This window comes from Adlercreutzia sp. CNCM I-6207, from assembly GCF_977072305.1.
Map to the genome: position 1 here is coordinate 1 of NZ_CDRVLZ010000017.1, position 16,412 is coordinate 16,412.

Below are 16,412 nucleotides of genomic sequence, written 5' to 3' on the forward strand. Positions count from 1 at the left end.
CCTCCCCGGAGCATCCGGTATTAGCCGCCGTTTCCAGCGGTTGTCCCGGAGCGCGGGGCAGGTTGGTCACGTGTTACTCACCCGTTCGCCACTCTATACACGGCCGAAGCCGTCTTAATCGTTCGACTTGCATGTGTTAAGCACGCCGCCAGCGTTCATCCTGAGCCAGGATCAAACTCTCCGTTCGAAGGCGGCGTCTCCGCCGCCGACAGATCATGTGAGTGTGATTCTGTTTTAAAACTCTCCGTCGGGGCCTTAGGGCCCCTGACAGGGAAAAAAGTTAAAGCTTGCTCTCTCGAATGTCCGTCTGACATCCGAGAAGACGTATTGTCCGTCTCTCGAATTCCATCCTCAGTATCCGGTTGTCAAGGTTCCGCGGGAGGCTTCCCGCCCCGCCGCCCTCGCGAGCGGCGCAAGGAAATACTTTACAGGGACTCGCATCCCCCGTCAAGCGGTTCACGAAATCTCGACAACTTCGCTTTCCCGCCCGACGCGACCCCCGGACCGCCGGGGGCGCCGCCTTCCGCACTTCCGAAAAAGGCAGCTCGCATATGATACAGCTCCCGGGATTTCGCGCAAGGGGGGAATTTGAAAAATCTTTCATCCGCACGAATGGCCCCTGAGACGGCCGAAACTCCGTCGCAATACGTTATGCGTCGCCTCGTTTAATTGCCATGGCGGCCGTGACCATATCCCTTACCAGCCCCTTGGCCATGTCCGTGGCCCTCGTAGGAATCGCCCTCCTGGCCGCTGTGGCATGCGTCGATGCGATCACGCAGCTGACGCATAGTCATAGAAGCACACTCCTCGAGCGTGTATGAGGGATCGAGGCTCATCAGCTCTTGGGCAGCCTGATAGCGACCAACGCCCAAACCCGCCGCAGCTGCCGCATCGCGAGTGGCGCTATCGGCACGGCGACAAGCATGTTCACAGGATGCAGAGGACAGCGCCTCGTCGCTTTGAGCAACAAGGCTCTCCCCCAAGCGATTGTTCTCAGAAACCACGTTGACGTCAATAAACGCATCTTTCTCAGCATAAGAGCCGAATGCGTCACTCGACAGCAGCGCGCCGATGACGTCGCCGTAAGGGCGATTCAGCATATCAACAGCGCCGAGCACGACAGCGCCATCATCATTGAGCGCTTCGGCTTCAATCACGATACCGAACGTATTAACCGTAAGCTCAAGAGAGGGATTCACCTCAATGTCCACGAAAGCAGACGGCGCACGATACACGCCATAGGCACCGACGAGGGCAAGCGCGAGCAAAAGGCATGCGGCCCAAGCAGTGACGACACGTGCTCGCGGGCGACGCCGCAGGGAGGCGCGATGCACCTCAACAGAAGGAGCATCCGGCCGCCTCTTCCGCTCTTCCTCGAGAAGGGCCAGCGTGCGTCCGCGGAGCGCCTCGGAAGCATGCTGAGCATCGTAGGCCTCACGGATACGCTGCTCAAGATCGGTCATGAGAGGGCCTCCTTCAGCGTCTTTTTGCCGCGGGCAATCCAGGAATACACGGTATTCACGGGGACGTCGAGCATCGAGGCGATCTCCGGAGCCGTGTAGCCCTCGTACAGGGCAAGATACACGGGAGTGCGGGGAGGGTCATCGAGGTCGCTCATGGCATCGAGCACTTCTTTCACACGCGAATCGGGCTGAGCCTCCTCATCGCGGGACGCGAGCGATTCGAATGAGGTCTCATCAAGCGGCACATTCTTACTCGCAGCCGCCCGCCGCATATCGCGGCACGTGTTCGAAGCAACGCGAATCAACCACGCCTTGCGATGTTCCTCTTCACGAAACTGAACATCATCTGCGAGTGCGTATTTTAGAAATGAATTCTGGAACGCGTCCTCGGCATCCGCATGGCGACAAAGCGCCGTAAGGCAAACGCGCCACACGGTATCGCCATGACGCGCCATAGTCTCTTCTATGTCAGGGGCAGATCTCACGCACTCGCAGGGTTTGTTTAGCGAGCGCAGCCGTGACCGCCGCCATGGTGACGGCCATGGCCATGACCCTGGCCGTTCCCGCTGCCGTAGTTGTCGCAGACGCCATCACCGTCGGCATCCACGTAGCCCGGGCAGTTCGCTCCAGCACCGGCGCAGTTGTCGCATATGCCGTCGCCGTCGGCATCCACATACCCAGAGCACGCGCCGTCTTGGTAGTTGTCGCAGACGCCATCGCCGTCGGCATCAGTGTAGCCGGGGCACGCACCATTCTCATGCCGGTCGCACGCACCGTTGGCATTGCGGTCGGCGTAATTCGGACACGTCGCCGCAGCCGAACGGGAGCCGATCGCCATCGGCGACGACGGGGAAAGGGCGGCGAAAGCCACCGCCGGCACGCAAAGCGCCAACGCGAGCACCACGACAACAACGAAGGTAGACTTCTTCATAATTCAGGTTCCTCCTTGAGTTTTCTTCCGTCTCTGCAAGTAACACGATTCAGCCACGCGAATCCTTGCAACTTTTTTCATTTCTGGAAAAAACTCCTCTAAGCGGAAAACGTCGCTGGCACTCAGCCGGCAAACCTCAGCACACTTACGCCGGCCTCAAAAGCTACTCGAAGCGCACGAACTTCTTCTTCCCCACCTGCACCTCGGCGCCGGCGAGAACCTCGGGAGCCACATTGTAGGCTTTGGGGGCAAGCGCCTCGCCGTTGACCTTCACGCCGCCGCCGTCGATAAGGCGACGCGCCTCGGAGGCGGTGCCAGCCACGCCGGCATCTACCAGAATCTTCGCCACATATACCAGGCCGTTCTCATCCGGCGTCAGATCGGGCGCGAAGATGGGGGCGTCGGCCGGGAAGCCGTGCTCCTTGAACTTGAGGTCGAAGTCGGCCTCGGCGGCCTCGGCGGCCACGTCGTCGTAGTAGGCGGCCACGATGTTACGGGCGAGCGCGCGCTTCACCTTGTTGGGATGCAGCTCGTCAGCAGCCAGCCCTGCCTCGATACGGTCGATTTCGTCCACAGCCTCGGTGGAGGCGAGGCGGTAGTACTTCACCATGAGCTCGTCGGGAATGGACATGACCTTACCGAACATGTCGGCCGCCTCGTCAGTGAGCCCGATGTAGTTGCCGTAGCTCTTCGACATCTTCTTCACGCCATCGGTGCCCTCGAGCAAGGGCAGCGTGAGGCAGACCTGGGGCTCCATGCCCATCTTCTCCATGAGCTCGCGACCGGCGAGCAGGTTGAACAGCTGGTCGGTGCCGCCGAGCTCCACATCGGCCTTGATGACCACGGAGTCGTAGGCCTGCATGACCGGGTAGAGGAACTCGTGCAAGCTGATGGACTGGCCCGACGTGTAACGGTTGTGGAAGTCGTCGCGTTCCAAGATGCGGGCCACCGTGAAGTTCGCGAGAAGCTTCAGCAGCGACTCCATGTTCAAATCGAGAATCCACTCGGAGTTGTAGCGCAGCACGGTCTTCTCGGGATCGAGGATCTTGAACGCCTGGTCAACGTAGGTCTGCGCGTTCTCCTGAATCTTCTCGCGCGAGAGCTGCGGGCGCGTGGTGTTGCGTCCGGACGGGTCCCCGATGAGCGCCGTGCCGTCGCCGATGATGAGTGTCACCTGATGCCCCAGATCCTGGAACTGGCGCAGCTTGCGCAGGGGCACCGCATGGCCCAGATGGATATCGGGGGCTGTCGGATCGACGCCGAGCTTCACGTTCAGCGGCACGCCGCGCTTGAGCTTCTCCAGGAGCGCCGATTCGGGCACGATCTGCGCCGTACCGGATTTGATAATGTGCAGTTGTTCCTCAGGAGTAAGCATGATGCCTCCGCTTTTCTTTAATATCGCGATACCTTTATACAAGTGCTGGAAATTCTAGCACAGCCGCTACGAGACGCCGCGGTAGAGGTGGCCGGAGGTGGTGTTGGGCATCTTCGCGATGGCGTTGCCGTCGTTTTGGGCCACGTGCAGGGCGCGAATGGCGCGTCCCACGGCGTGGGCCGTCTCCTCGGCGTTCATGAGGGTGGCGTCCACCATATAGGAGGAGATACCGGCCGCGAGCAACTCGGGCATCGACGAGGCGATATCCAGTTCCACCGCGTTGTAGAGGTGGCTGCGGCCCATGGCGTCGGTGACGACCGGGAACTCGTAGCCCTTGCGATCCTTCAGCACATGGGGGCTCTTGCGACGCGGGCATTCGGCGCAGTTCTCGTCGCAGGGGCCCTGGCTCATGAGCATGCAGTGCTCGGTGACCATGAGTTCCTGGGCGCCGATGAGCAGCACGCCCAGCTCCACCGGGGCATCTTTGGCAACCTCTTCGATTTGCCGCAGCGTGAGCTCCGGCGAGAGCCACACGCGCGCGGCCCCGAACTCGCTAGCGACAGCCAGCGAGAGCCCGTTGGTAATGGGCACATGGGAGCCGACATCGAGCAGCGCCCCCTCTTCGGAAGCCCGTTCCATAGCACCGAGGCTTTCGGCCAAAAGCGGCTTGCCCTCAGCAGCATACTTCCACACGTCGGCATCGACGACCGCTTCGCGCGCGCCGCCAACGGCCTCGTGATCGGCCACAGGCATGATGGGAATGCAGCCCTTGGGGTAGCCGGCCTGCTCGGCAGCGGCGTTCTTCTGGCCGGCGATAACCGCCTCGCCGCGCCGGTAGTTCAGAGCCGGCACATAGATGAGGTGCGCGCCGGCGCGCTTGGCGGCGCGAGCGCAAGCGGGGTTCGTGACCGTGACGGCCACGCGACAGCCGGTGGGACGCGCTGCGGGCAGCGGCTCGCGCGGGATGGTGCGGGGCAGGGTGCGGCCGTGGCCCTCGGCGGTAAGCGCCTCGGTGAGGGCGTCCAGCGCCGCCGCGCGCACGCCATGCAGGGCCGAGAAGCCGATGCCGACGCCGTCGTCCATATCGATAGTAAGGTTCACCAGCTGGTAGGGCGTGTTGCCAAGGCGGTCGATGTGGGCGGCAACGTCGTCGAAGGAGACGGCGCGGGTGCGAGCCGCCTCTACGGGCGCGCCTTCGGCGACACCGGAAACCCCATCGGGGAAGGCAGCTTGCAGGCGACGGGCAACGGCGAGGGTGGTGCGGGGAGCGCCTTCAATATCGGCCTCGGCGGCGGGGTGGAATTCCATGCGAAGAGGCTCGCCGATGTGGAGGGTGGCGGTGCCGACGAGGGGCACGCGAGGCTCACGGGCGTCGTCTTCGAAGGCGGCCTCGGCACTGCGGACGCGGAAAACGCGGTCGCCGGCCTTCACCGTGCGCGTCTTGCCTTCCAGCGGCAAATGGTAGCGGCCCTTCTTGTCGGTGCGCACCGGCCCCAGCGTCAGCGTGCCGTTGCCCTTGCGCGTCCAGAACTCCAGGACGTCGCCTTCTGTCAGGGCATGGGCGCTCTTCAGATAGGCAGCGCCATCGCGCACCTCGTCGACGCGGCCGAGGAACAGGCCGCGGTTGTTGGGACGCTGGTAACTCATGATATCGTTGCCGCGTTTGCCGTCCAGATAGGCCGTGGTAAACCCGCGGGAGAAGGCATCGGTGAGGCGGTCGCGATCGGCATCGGTGATAGCCGCGTTCTCCTTCGCCAAAGCAGCATCGAGAGCTTTACGATAGACGGAGGTCACGGCGAAAACGTACTCGGGCGACTTCATGCGGCCCTCGATTTTAAGCGACGCCGCGCCGGCGGCCACGAGGTCGTCCACGCGATCCACCGTGCACAGATCCTGGGGCGAAAGCAAGTGATCGCCCGGCGAGGGAAGGCTCTTCTGCAGAGCCTTGTTCTGCAGCTCATAGGGAAGCCGGCACGCTTGCGCGCACATCCCCCGGTTGGCCGAGCGGCCGCCGATCATGGAGGACATGAAGCACTGGCCCGAGTAGCACACGCACAACGCGCCGTGGGCGAACACCTCCACTTCCATCCCCTCTTCGGCCGCCGCCGCGCACAGAAGGGCGATCTCGTCCAGCGACACCTCGCGGGCGAGCGTAATGCGCTCGGCCCCTAAGCGGGCCGCCGCGCGCACGCCGGCGAGGTTGTGGGTGTTCATCTGCGTGGAAAGGTGCAGCGACGCTTCGGGGAGCGTGCGGGAGATCTCCGCGGCCAGGCCGATGTCCTGCACGATGAAGCCATCGGCGCCGGCGCGGTAAGCTTGGCGCACGCATTCCAAGGCCTCCCCTACCTCGTCGGGCAGGATGATGGTGTTCATGGTGACGTAGATGGAAACCCCGCGCAGATGCGCGAAGTCGCAGGCCTCCCGCAGCGTCTCCAGGGTGAAGTTGTCGGCCCCGCGCCGCGCATTGAAGGTCTCAAGCCCCAGATACACCGCATCGGCCCCACCAGTCACCGCCGCATGCAGCGCCGCCATATTGCCGGCCGGCGCCAGCAGTTCTACTTGATTAGTCTTCATTCAGCTTCAAAGCCTCTTCGTCGGCGGCCTTCAGTTTGTCGATGCCCTCGTTGTAGGCGTCTTGGATTTCCTTCACGCGCTCGTCGTAGGCGCTGAAGTCGAAGGGCGCCTCCTCGGTTGCGCTGCTGATTTCCGTGTACAAATCGATGTAGCTGTTCAAAGCATCCTTGAGCTTGTTGCAGCCGTCGACATAGTTCGTCTGCAGGTCCTTCATGGCGTCCGGCGTATCGATGGCCGCCAGAGCGTCAATGGCCTCGAAGGCGCTGTTGGCCTTGTTGCGCATATTGACGACGCTCTCCTGGGCCACCGCCTCGTCGAATTCGCCGAGGCGCGTGTTCAGCTCCTCCACCGCCTGGTTGACCTTGGTCATGTAGGTGCGATTGGCCTGCTGCTGGTCGGTGGCTCCAGTGGCCGGCGACTGGCAACCGGCAAGAGCGCCGAGGGCCAAAGCCGCGCCAAGGGCCACAGCCAAAACCCGCGCGATGGTACGTTTCCTCATGATTTCTCCCGTCTTCGGTGCCTTGAGGCACCGGTTGTTTGCTCAGGGTAGCCTCGTCGAGCGAGGCTTTGGTTTCTCGTTCGCTATGATAGCAGTCCGCGCCCCCGGGCCCGTACCGCCGTCACGGTATCGCAACAATTATGTCGCGGCTACGCTGCTTTAGGCACCCTCGCCGCCACCGTCGTCCGGGGCTGGGTCGGGTGTCGGCTCCGGTGTCGGCTCCGGCGTCGGTTCGGGCTCCGGGGTAGGCTCCGGCGTCGGTGTCGGCGTCGGCTCGGCGTTGCCGCCGCCCTCGTTGCCCTCTCCGCCTTCGTTGCCGCCGTTCTCGTCGCCGTCGCCCTCGGGCGTCTCTTCGTCATCCTGCTTCGTGGTCACCTCGGTGTCGTCCTTCTTTTTCTTGGAAGAGTAGTAGCCGCCGATATGGTTGTCCTCGTCGCGGTAATCCTTCTTGTACTCGGGCTTATCTGCCTCGAAGAACTTCACCGTCTGCGTCGGGGAGATCATCTTGTCGATGAAATCGCCGAAGACGCTGGCCGCCGTCGTAGTCGTCGCCTGGGCCTCGGAATAGTCGGAGCGGTCGCCCAGCCAGATGGCCACGGCGTACTGCGGGGTCACACCGCAAAACCAGCTGTCCTTCTTGTCGTCGGTGGTACCGGTCTTGCCGCCGGCCTCCTGGCCGTTATCGGGGCGAGCCGCCTTGCCGGTGCCGTTGTCGATGACCACTTCCATGCAGTCGAGGGCCGCCCGGGCCACTTCGCGAGAGAACACCCGCTCGCCCGTGGGGTCGGTGTTGTCCACGATGACGTTGCCGTTCTTGTCCTCGATGGAGATGATGCACTCCGGATCGTAGTGGACGCCGCCGTTGGCCACCGTGGCATAGGCGTCAGCCATTTCGAGCGGCGTGACCGAACCGATGCCCAGGGTAAGGCCCGCCACCGCCGGCAAATCGGAGGTGATGCCCATGGCGTGGGCCATCTCGATCACCTTATCGACGCCCACGGAGAGAAGCAAGCGAATAAACGCCGTGTTCGACGACACGCCGAAAGCGCTCTTGATGGTGCGCGTGCCGTAATCGGCCTTATCGTTGTTGTAGACAGGCTCGCCGCCCTCCAAATCAACCTTGTAGCCGGCATCGATGAGCGTTTCCGGGTCGATGCCCTCGTTGATAGCCGCCAAAAGCGTGAACAGCTTGAACGACGATCCGGCCTGACGGCCCGCGCCGCCCTCGCCCGTGGCCATGTTCACCTGAGAGCTCTCGTAATCGCGACCGCCCACCAGCGCGTCGATGTAGCCGTTCTCGGGGTTCACAACGGCCATGGCCACCTCGAAGGGATCGCCGGCCTCCTCTTCCTTTTCGGCCGCAGCCTCTTCGGCGGCGGTCTGGGCCTCGATATCCAGCGTCGTGATCACCTTCAACCCGCCCTTGAACAGCTCGGAGGTGGAATAGGCGTACTTGCCCTCGGGGTTGGTCAGCTGGTTGCGCACGTAGCTCGTGAAGTAGGGGTAGGCCAGAATGCCCGTCATGGAGGGCTCGGAGGGGTTCAGCTCGATGGGCTCGGCCTTCACCGCGTCGGCCTCCTCCGCCGTGATAACCCCGTTGGACACCATGCGGTCGAGCACGGTGTTGCGGCGCTTCAGGCAGTTGTCCGGATAATCGATGGGGTTGTTGTAGGTGGGCGACTGGGGAATGCCCACGAGCGTGGCCGCCTCGTTCAACGTGAGGTCCTTCGCGTCCTTGGAGAAGTAGCGCTCGGCGGCGGCCTCGATACCGTAGGCACCGGAACCGTAGTTGATAGTGTTCAGGTACATGAGCAGGATCTCGTCTTTGGAGTACTGCTCTTCCAGCTTCTGGGAAATGTACATCTCGCGGATTTTGCGCTTGAAGGAGATGTCGCGCATCTCGTCGGAAAGAATCGTGTTGCGCACGAACTGCTGAGTGATGGTGGAGGCGCCCTCCAGCTCGCCGCCCATGAGGTTGTTCACGAGCGCGCGGGCCACACCGAGGTAATCGACGCCGGAGTGGGTGTAGAAGCGCTCGTCCTCGGTGGCGACGGTGCCCTTCAGCACGTACTCGCTAATCTGGTCGAGAGCCACCGGGTCGCGATTCTCCAGCTGGAACTCGGCGAGCAGCGTCGTGCCGTCCGATGCGTAAACCATGGTTGGCTGCGCCGTGTTGTAAGCGTCGGCGTTCTGGTAGTCGGGCAGATCCTCCAGCCAGGAGTTGCACAGCGTCACCACGCCGAACACGCCCGCCGCGATAAAGGCCACCATGAGGCCCAACACCGACAGGACAATGACCTTCTTATTCTTTACTTTCGTGCCCTTACGGCCCTTCATTGCGCGAGAACCCACGAATTAACCTCCATCAGTTATAGGTCTGGCCATTTTACCAATGAGTTATGGAGGGTTCATAAGATGGAGCCACCACCAGGAAATGCACAGAGGACAGCGCAGCAGTCTGCCCCCCCCCCGAACGTAAGATACTCGTGATTATAATAATCACGAGTATCTTATTTCCCGCTATGGAACAGGCCGAGCCTCAGCCCTTTGAAAGCGAGCTATGCGCAAGCACCTTCCAGCTGCGCCTTGGCGGCCGCCAGCTGCACGCGCACCGCTTCGGGGGCCGTGCCACCGAAGGTGGTGCGGGCGGCAACGATGGCGGGCAGGTTCAGGCACTCCACGATATCGGATTCGAAGAGATCGCTTTCCGCCTTGAAATCGTCCAGCGTGAGGTCTTCCAAATCGCAGCCGCGCTGGTCGCACAGAAGCACCAGATGCCCCACGATCTCGTGGGCCCGGCGGAAGGGCAGGCCCTTCTTGGCCAGGTAGTCGGCCACATCCGTCGCGGCCAGATATCCCTTCTTCGCTTGGGCGGCCATGGCGTCGGCGTTCACCGTCATGGTGGCGATCATGCCGGCAGCGCATACGTAGCAGTCCTCCAGGGTGTCGGCGGCGTCCATGGCGCCCTCCTTGTCCTCCTGAAGATCCTTGTTGTAGGCGAGCGGCAGCGACTTCAACGTCATCATGAGGGCCACCAGATCGCCCACGACCCGGCCCGACTTGCCGCGGATGAGCTCCGCGAAATCGGGATTCTTCTTCTGGGGCATGATAGAAGAGCCGGTGGAGTAGGCATCCGACAGCGTGATGAACCCGAACTCCGCCGAGGACCACAGCACGATTTCCTCGCACAAACGCGACAGGTGCAAGCACGACACGCTGCAGGCGTAGATGAGATCGAGCAGGAAGTCGCGGTCGGACACGGCGTCCAGCGAGTTCGGGATGGGGTGGTCGAAGCCGAGCGCCTCCGCGGTGGCGAACCGATCGAGCGGATAGGTGGTCCCGGCCAAGGCCGCGGCCCCCAAGGGGCATGCGTCGGCGGCGTCGCGGGCGGCGGCGAGGCGATTCCAGTCGCGCGCAAGCATCTGCACGTAGGCGAGCATATGGTGCGAGAACAGCACCGGCTGGGCGTGCTGCAGGTGCGTGTAGCCCGGCAGGATGACATCGAAGTTCGCCTCGGCCTGGGCAATGAGCGCCTCGCGCAGGGCAACGTTGGCGGCCATAAGCTCGCCGGCACGACGCTTGGCGTACAGGCGCGTGTCGGTTGCCACCTGGTCGTTGCGCGAGCGGCCCGTGTGCAGCCGCGCCCCGGCATCCCCCACGCGGCGGGTCAGCTCCGCCTCGATGGCCATGTGGATGTCCTCGCTTTCCATCACGTCGAACGTGAGCGCGCCGGAGGTGATGTCGGCCAGAATGCCCTGGAGCCCTTCCGCAATGGCTTCGGCATCGGCGGTCGCAATGATGCCCTGGGCGGCCAGCATGTTAGCATGGGCGATAGAGCCGGCGATGTCCTCGGCGTAGAGTCGCTGATCCACGGGCAGCGACGCCCCGAAGCGCTGGGTAAAGGCATCGGCGCCTTCGGTGAATCTTCCAGACCACAGTGCCATAGTGTCTCCTCGGTAAATCGGTAAGCCAGGCGGGCGGCCCTTAAGACCGCCCGCTTCCCTCGTTGTCGCGCTCGTTGAGCGCCCCTAGGCCGTGACGGCGTCGGCGCCTTCCAGAATCTCCTCGGCTTCCTCCACCACGGCGCTCATCTTGCCGTAAGCAGTGTTCGCGAGGTTCACGTCGTCGTAGGAAGGCATGCGCGCGCCCGTGGCGAGCCGGTTTTTCGCCCACACCTTGCAGGACAGGCCGTGAATGTCGATGAAGCCCTTGGCGGCCTGGTGGTCGAAAGCATCGTCGGCGTCGTAGGTGGCCAGGCCGAAATCATACAGCGAATAGGTGCTCTTGCGTCCCACCACGGTGCAGGAACCCTTGAAGAACTTCAGCTTCACCGTGCCGGACACGCACTGCTGGGTGTGGGCGAGGAACGCGTCGAAGGCCTCCTTCAGCGGCGAGAACCACAGGCCGTTGTACACCTGCTCGGCCCAGGTCTGCTCGATGGCGAGTTTGTGGTGCAGCACGCCCCGCTCCAGGCACAGATCCTCCAGGGCCTTGTGAGCCTGGATGAGGGCCAGACCGCCCGGCACCTCGTAGCACTCGCGGCTCTTCACGCCCACGAGCCGGTTCTCCACCATATCGATGCGGCCGTAGCCGTTGATGCCAGCAATATCGTTCATGGCGTAGATGATGTCGAGGAAGCTCATCGGAGTGCCGTCAAGCGCACAGGGAACGCCCTGATCGAACTCGATTTCCACGTAGGTGGGCTCGTCGGGCGCGCAGGCCGGATCGCACGTCATCGTCCAAATATCCGCCGGCGGCTCGCACCAGGGATCCTCCAGCACGCCGCACTCGATGGCCCGGCCCCACAGGTTGTCGTCGATGGAGTAGGGCTTGTCGGTGGTGGCCTTAACCGGCACGCCGTGGGCCGCCGCCCATTCGATCTCGTCGGCCCGGCAGCCGAGATCCCAGTTGCGCACCGGCGCGATGATGGTGAGCGCCGGATCCAGCATGAGCACCGAGGACTCGAAGCGCACCTGGTCGTTGCCCTTGCCCGTGCAGCCGTGGGCCACGTACTTGGCGCCGAACTGGTGGGCCACCGCCACGAGGTGCTTGGCGATGAGCGGCCGCGAGAGCGCGCTCACGAGCGGGTACTTGTTCTCGTACATGGCGTTGGCGGCCATGGCACAGGCGAGGTACTCGTTGGCGAAGGTCTCCCGCATGTCGATGACCGCGCAGCCGATGGCACCGGTGGCGAGCGCCTTGGCCTTGATGGCCTCGAGGCCCTCGTGCTCCTGGCCGAGGTCGCCCACGACGGCGATGACGTCGAGATCGTATTCCTCTTGCAGCCATTTGATGCACACGGAGGTGTCGAGGCCGCCGGAGTAGGCGAGCACACACCGCTCTTTCTCGCCGGGGGCCGGCTTGGCGGAGATCTGCGGGGCGTCGTGGAGGGAGGAGTTCGTCGTAGTCATGGGAGTTGCCTTTCGTGTCGGGAGCTGCTTTTGGGTTTCCTTATGGGGTGCCCGGCTCGCTTTGCGATGGAAAGGCGTGGCGTGAAGTCGCGTCTGGGACGATGCGCAGGGTTCCTGCGCGATGGTGCTTGAGGTTTCGAAGAGGAACTTCGGGAGGCCACGGCCTTTGGCGGACCCGGGCGGGGCCGCGCGGCGGTGCGCTGAGCGCGCGAAAAGATCTGCTACGCGCGTCGGCGTCGCAGAGAAGAGGTACGTCGGCGTCGGTCGACGTAAGCCGTGGCGAGGAACTGGGAGCACGGGGCAGCAGCAGCGATTCCGCTGTGCTTGGAAGCTATGAGAGCTGCTGCCTGCATCGTGACAATTCCTTTCAAGTACGCGCAGCCGTCCGAGTTATGGGGCCCTGGCGCCTTGCGCCGTAAGCCCTCGGCTGTGCGGTTGACGGCATTATGCCCTAATTTATGAGTCGTCAACCCCGAATTTCAAAATTTTTGCGGAAACGGCGCAATTTAATTGTGCACTGTGCTGTGCAGTTGCACAAAAATTTACTTATTCTACCTGGGAAATTGTGCGCTTATATACAAGAGCGACCCAAGCTTTTTGTGCAAGGGTCGCTCGATGAAGGCTCAATGGGATGGCGTTTTACAGCAACTGCTCCAGCTTCTGAACCAGCACGTCCACGTCGGCTTCCGTGCAGATGAGCGGGGGCAGGAAACGCAGCGTATGGGGGCCGGTGGCGTTCAGGACGAGGCCCGCTTCCAGGCCGGCGGCCACCACATCGGGAGCCGACGGCGCCTCATGGGTGAGATCGATGCCGTTCATAAGGCCGAAGCCGCGCACCTCCTGCACGTGGGGCAGCCGGGCCAAACGCTCGCGCATGTAGGCGCCTACCGACTCGATCTGCGCCCCCATACCCGGGGCGAGCAGCGTGGACAGCGTCACATGGGCCGCGGCCATGGCGATGTTCGAGCCGCCGAAGGTGGTGCCGTGATCGCCCGGCGCGAACGCCGCCGCGATGGAGCTTTTGGCCGCGCAGGCGCCGGCCACCACACCAGAGGCGATGCCCTTGGCCATGGTGACGATGTCGGGCAGCACGCCGAAGTTCTGGAACCCGAACGGCAAGCCCGTGCGGAAGATGCCGCTTTGCACCTCATCGCAGATCATAAGCGCACCGCGCTCTTCGGTGAGACGGCGAATGGCGCCGACGAACTCCTCGGTGCAGGGGTGCACGCCGCTCTCGCCCTGGATGCACTCGATCATGACGGCGCAGATGCGGTCGCCCTGAGTCTCGAACAGACGCTCCAAAGCTTCCACATCGTTGATGGGCGTGGCCGTGAACCCGGCCGGCAGCGGCTGGAAGGCCTCCTGTTTGGCCGGCTGGGCCGTGGCCGCAAGCGTCGCCAAGGTGCGGCCGTGGAAGCTCTTGGCCAGCGTGACGATGAGGCGCGGGGCCAACTCGGCATCTTTGCCGGCGGCCTCCGTGCGGCGACGGGCGTACAGGCGCGCCAGCTTGATAGCGCACTCGTTGGCCTCGGCGCCCGAGTTCGCGAAGAAGGTCTTCCACGTCTCGGGGCTCGGCTCATCGACGTAGGCGTTCAGCATGTTCGACAGAAGCTGGGCCACTTCCCCGCGGTGCTCGATGTAGTAGTAGTTGCTCACGTGGATGAGCTTGGCGGCCTGATCGCTCACGGCCTGCACGATGGAGGGGTGGCAGTGGCCGAGGCTGCAGACGCCGATGCCGGAGAGGAAGTCGAGGTACTCGTTGCCGGCATCGTCGATGAGCGTCATGCCGTGGCCTTCGACGAATTCCACGGGCTTGCGGGCGAAGGTGCCCATCACGTATTCGGATTCCAAAGCCATTTCGCGGGCGAGAGTCATGGGATGCTCCTAACGGTTTTCAATGAGTTTGGCGGCGAATTTGCTCACCGGCGAGACGTTCAGGAACTGGGCGGAAGCGAGGCCGCCCACCATGGTTCCCATGCCGGAGTCGGTGAGCATTTCCAGCAGAAGCGCATGGGGCACCGTGCCGTTGATGATATGGGCCGCGCTGACGCCGGAATCGAGGGCGCGCACGCAGCTCGCCAGCTTCGGAATCATGCCCGAGGCCAGCTTGTCGCCGCGCACCATGGCCTCGGCCTCCCCCAGCGACATCTCGGCGATAAGCGAGTCGGGGTCGGGGTAGTTCTCGTAGAGGCCGTCCACATCGGTGAGGAAGATGATCTTGTGGGCACCGATGGCCGCGGCGATGTAGCCGGCAGCAACGTCGGCGTTCACGTTGTAGCAGCCACCGTCCTCGCCAATGGCGATGGAGGCGATGATGGGAATGTAGTCGTCGGCCACCAAGTCCTCGATGAGCGGCGTGTTGATGCGCGTGATCTTGCCCACACGCCCCAGCCGCGGATCGGCCTGCTCGGCCACGATGATGCCGGCGTCGGTGCCCGACACGCCCACGCCCATGTTGCCATGGGCGTTCATGGCCTCCACCAGCTGCTGGTTCACTTCGCCCGTGAGCACCATGCGCACAAGATCCATGGCGTCGTCGGTGGTGACGCGCTGGCCGTCGACAAACTCCACCGGCAGATCGAACTTGGCGAAGGCGCGGTTGATGGCCTTGCCGCCCCCATGGACGAGCACCGGGTTCACGCCCAAGATCTTCAAAAGCACGATGTCGGCCATGACCTCGGCAGCCAGCTGGGGGTTCTCCATGGCCGAGCCGCCGTACTTGATGACGATGGTCTTGCCCGTCACCTGCTTGAGCCATGGCATGGCCTCGTAGAGGATCTCGCCGGTGCGTACGGGCACGCCCTCAGCACGGGCTTCGTTAGCGTATTTCATGAGCGGTAGTCTCCATTGATCGTCACGTACTCGTGCGAGAAGTCGCAGGTCCACATCGTGGCCGACTCCTCCCCCGCGTGCAGATCCACCTCGATGGCCACTTCGGGTTCTTCGAAGCGCCGCAGGGCCTCTTCTTCGTCGAAATCGACCACCAGACCGGCACGGCACACGGGCAGGCCCAGTATATCGATATCCACGTCCTCCTGATTGAAACGAGCACCGGACCGTCCGAGGGCGGCGGCAACACGGCCCCAGTTGGCATCGTGTCCGTAGACAGCGGTCTTCACGAGCGGCGAATTCGCCACCGTACGGGCAGCCGCATCGGCGTCGTCAGCCGTAGCGGCCCCACGCACGGTGACGGTGATGAGGCGCGTGGCCCCCTCGCCGTCGGCGGCCATCTTGCGGGCGAGCGTCGTCGCAAGCTGATCGAGGGCGCGCTGGAAGGCGTCGAAGGCCGGTGTGCCGGGCGTGAAAGCGGGGCCGTCGGGCGCGGCAGCGCCGGATGCCAGGGCGAAGCAGGTGTCGTTGGTGGAGGTATCGGAGTCCACCGTCACCTTGTTGAAGCTCTTGCTCACCGCCGCCGTGAGGGCCTGCGACAGATCGGGCGCGGCGAGAGGCGCGTCGGTGGTGATGACGGCGATCATGGTGGCCATGTTCGGCATGATCATGCCAGCACCCTTGCACATACCGCCCACGGTGAAGGTGACGCCCGGATATCCGATGCCGTTGCCGGAGAAGCTGACCGAGCCGTGCTTGGGGCAGGTGTCGGTGGTCATGATGGCGCGGGCCGCCGTCAGGCCCTGGGATGTGCGGCCGGCGAGATCGTCGGCCACTTTCGCCATGGCCGCAAGCGCCGCCGGCACGCCCTCCGCGAAGGGCTCAAGACGCAGGTGCTGGCCGATAACGCCCGTGGAGGCCACGAGCACCTCGTCGGCCGGGCAGCCCACGGCCTCGCCGACGAGCTCGGCGGTCTTGCGGGCGTTTTCCAAGCCGATCTCGCCCGTGGCGGCGTTCGCGATGCCGGAGTTGACGACAACGGCCCGGGCGCACCCGTAAGCGGGAGAGCCGGCGCCCCCCTCGTTCAAATGCTCGCGGGACACGCGCACGGGCGCCGCGCAGAACACATTGGTCGTGAAGGTGGCCGCCGCCGCACAGGGCTCGTCGGCAACGACGAGCGCCATGTCGAGACGCTCCGGGTCGGCCCTAAAGCCCGCGTGCACGCCCACAGCGGAAAAGCCGAGCGCGCTGGCCGCATTGCCCTCAGGATCGAAAGCGAAAGTGTCGTTCTCGGTCATAGGTCCTCTCTTTCCCACGGGACGGCGCCGAC

At 63.7% G+C, this 16,412-nt stretch carries 12 protein-coding genes and 1 rRNA gene; all 13 read right to left on the bottom strand.

Annotated features, from left to right (window positions below; all coding sequences use genetic code 11):
• Positions 1 to 187 (bottom strand): 16S ribosomal RNA (locus ACW4QM_RS09100); the annotation flags it as partial.
• Positions 188 to 665: 478 nt separating this feature from the next.
• Positions 666 to 1,463: an anti-sigma-I factor RsgI family protein gene (locus tag ACW4QM_RS09105; RefSeq protein ID WP_022738983.1), complete on the bottom strand. Its 798-nt coding sequence runs from the start codon at positions 1,461 to 1,463 to the stop codon at positions 666 to 668.
• On the bottom strand, positions 1,460 to 1,918 hold the full coding sequence (locus tag ACW4QM_RS09110) for an RNA polymerase sigma factor (RefSeq protein WP_022738980.1): 459 nt from the start codon (positions 1,916 to 1,918) through the stop codon (positions 1,460 to 1,462). The genes ACW4QM_RS09105 and ACW4QM_RS09110 overlap by 4 nt, the downstream gene beginning before the upstream one ends.
• A 47-nt stretch (positions 1,919 to 1,965) precedes the next feature.
• Positions 1,966 to 2,394 (bottom strand): hypothetical protein, encoded by a 429-nt coding sequence (locus ACW4QM_RS09115; RefSeq protein WP_022738977.1) that lies wholly within the window; start codon positions 2,392 to 2,394, stop codon positions 1,966 to 1,968.
• Between the two features lie 163 nt (positions 2,395 to 2,557).
• On the bottom strand, positions 2,558 to 3,769 hold the full coding sequence (gene tyrS / locus ACW4QM_RS09120; protein ID WP_022738973.1) for a tyrosine--tRNA ligase: 1,212 nt from the start codon (positions 3,767 to 3,769) through the stop codon (positions 2,558 to 2,560).
• 66 nt (positions 3,770 to 3,835) lie between these two features.
• A complete protein-coding gene (locus ACW4QM_RS09125; RefSeq protein ID WP_455798389.1) occupies positions 3,836 to 6,343 on the bottom strand; it encodes a DUF3656 domain-containing U32 family peptidase in 2,508 nt (835 codons plus the stop codon).
• Complete coding sequence (locus ACW4QM_RS09130) at positions 6,333 to 6,842, bottom strand: bacterioferritin-associated ferredoxin (protein ID WP_161127996.1); 510 nt, start codon at positions 6,840 to 6,842, stop codon at positions 6,333 to 6,335. Before ACW4QM_RS09130 ends, ACW4QM_RS09125 begins: the two co-directional genes overlap by 11 nt.
• A 159-nt stretch (positions 6,843 to 7,001) precedes the next feature.
• The gene (locus ACW4QM_RS09135) at positions 7,002 to 9,194 is read right to left on the bottom strand and encodes a transglycosylase domain-containing protein (RefSeq protein ID WP_161127995.1); all 2,193 of its coding nucleotides are present in this window, start codon (positions 9,192 to 9,194) and stop codon (positions 7,002 to 7,004) included.
• A 206-nt stretch (positions 9,195 to 9,400) separates the two neighbouring features.
• Positions 9,401 to 10,786 carry an argininosuccinate lyase gene (gene argH, locus ACW4QM_RS09140; RefSeq protein ID WP_161127994.1) on the bottom strand — a complete coding sequence of 462 codons (1,386 nt, stop codon included), beginning with the start codon at positions 10,784 to 10,786 and terminating at the stop codon, positions 9,401 to 9,403.
• Between the two features lie 84 nt (positions 10,787 to 10,870).
• A complete protein-coding gene (locus ACW4QM_RS09145; RefSeq protein WP_161127993.1) occupies positions 10,871 to 12,253 on the bottom strand; it encodes an argininosuccinate synthase in 1,383 nt (460 codons plus the stop codon).
• 639 nt (positions 12,254 to 12,892) lie between these two features.
• Positions 12,893 to 14,128 (bottom strand): aminotransferase class III-fold pyridoxal phosphate-dependent enzyme, encoded by a 1,236-nt coding sequence (locus ACW4QM_RS09150; RefSeq protein WP_161127992.1) that lies wholly within the window; start codon positions 14,126 to 14,128, stop codon positions 12,893 to 12,895.
• 9 nt (positions 14,129 to 14,137) lie between these two features.
• Positions 14,138 to 15,085: an acetylglutamate kinase gene (gene argB / locus ACW4QM_RS09155; protein WP_022738946.1), complete on the bottom strand. Its 948-nt coding sequence runs from the start codon at positions 15,083 to 15,085 to the stop codon at positions 14,138 to 14,140.
• Positions 15,082 to 16,380, bottom strand: coding sequence for a bifunctional glutamate N-acetyltransferase/amino-acid acetyltransferase ArgJ (gene argJ, locus ACW4QM_RS09160; protein WP_161127991.1), 1,299 nt, complete (start codon positions 16,378 to 16,380; stop codon positions 15,082 to 15,084). The genes argB and argJ overlap by 4 nt, the downstream gene beginning before the upstream one ends.
• Positions 16,381 to 16,412: the final 32 nt, after the last annotated feature.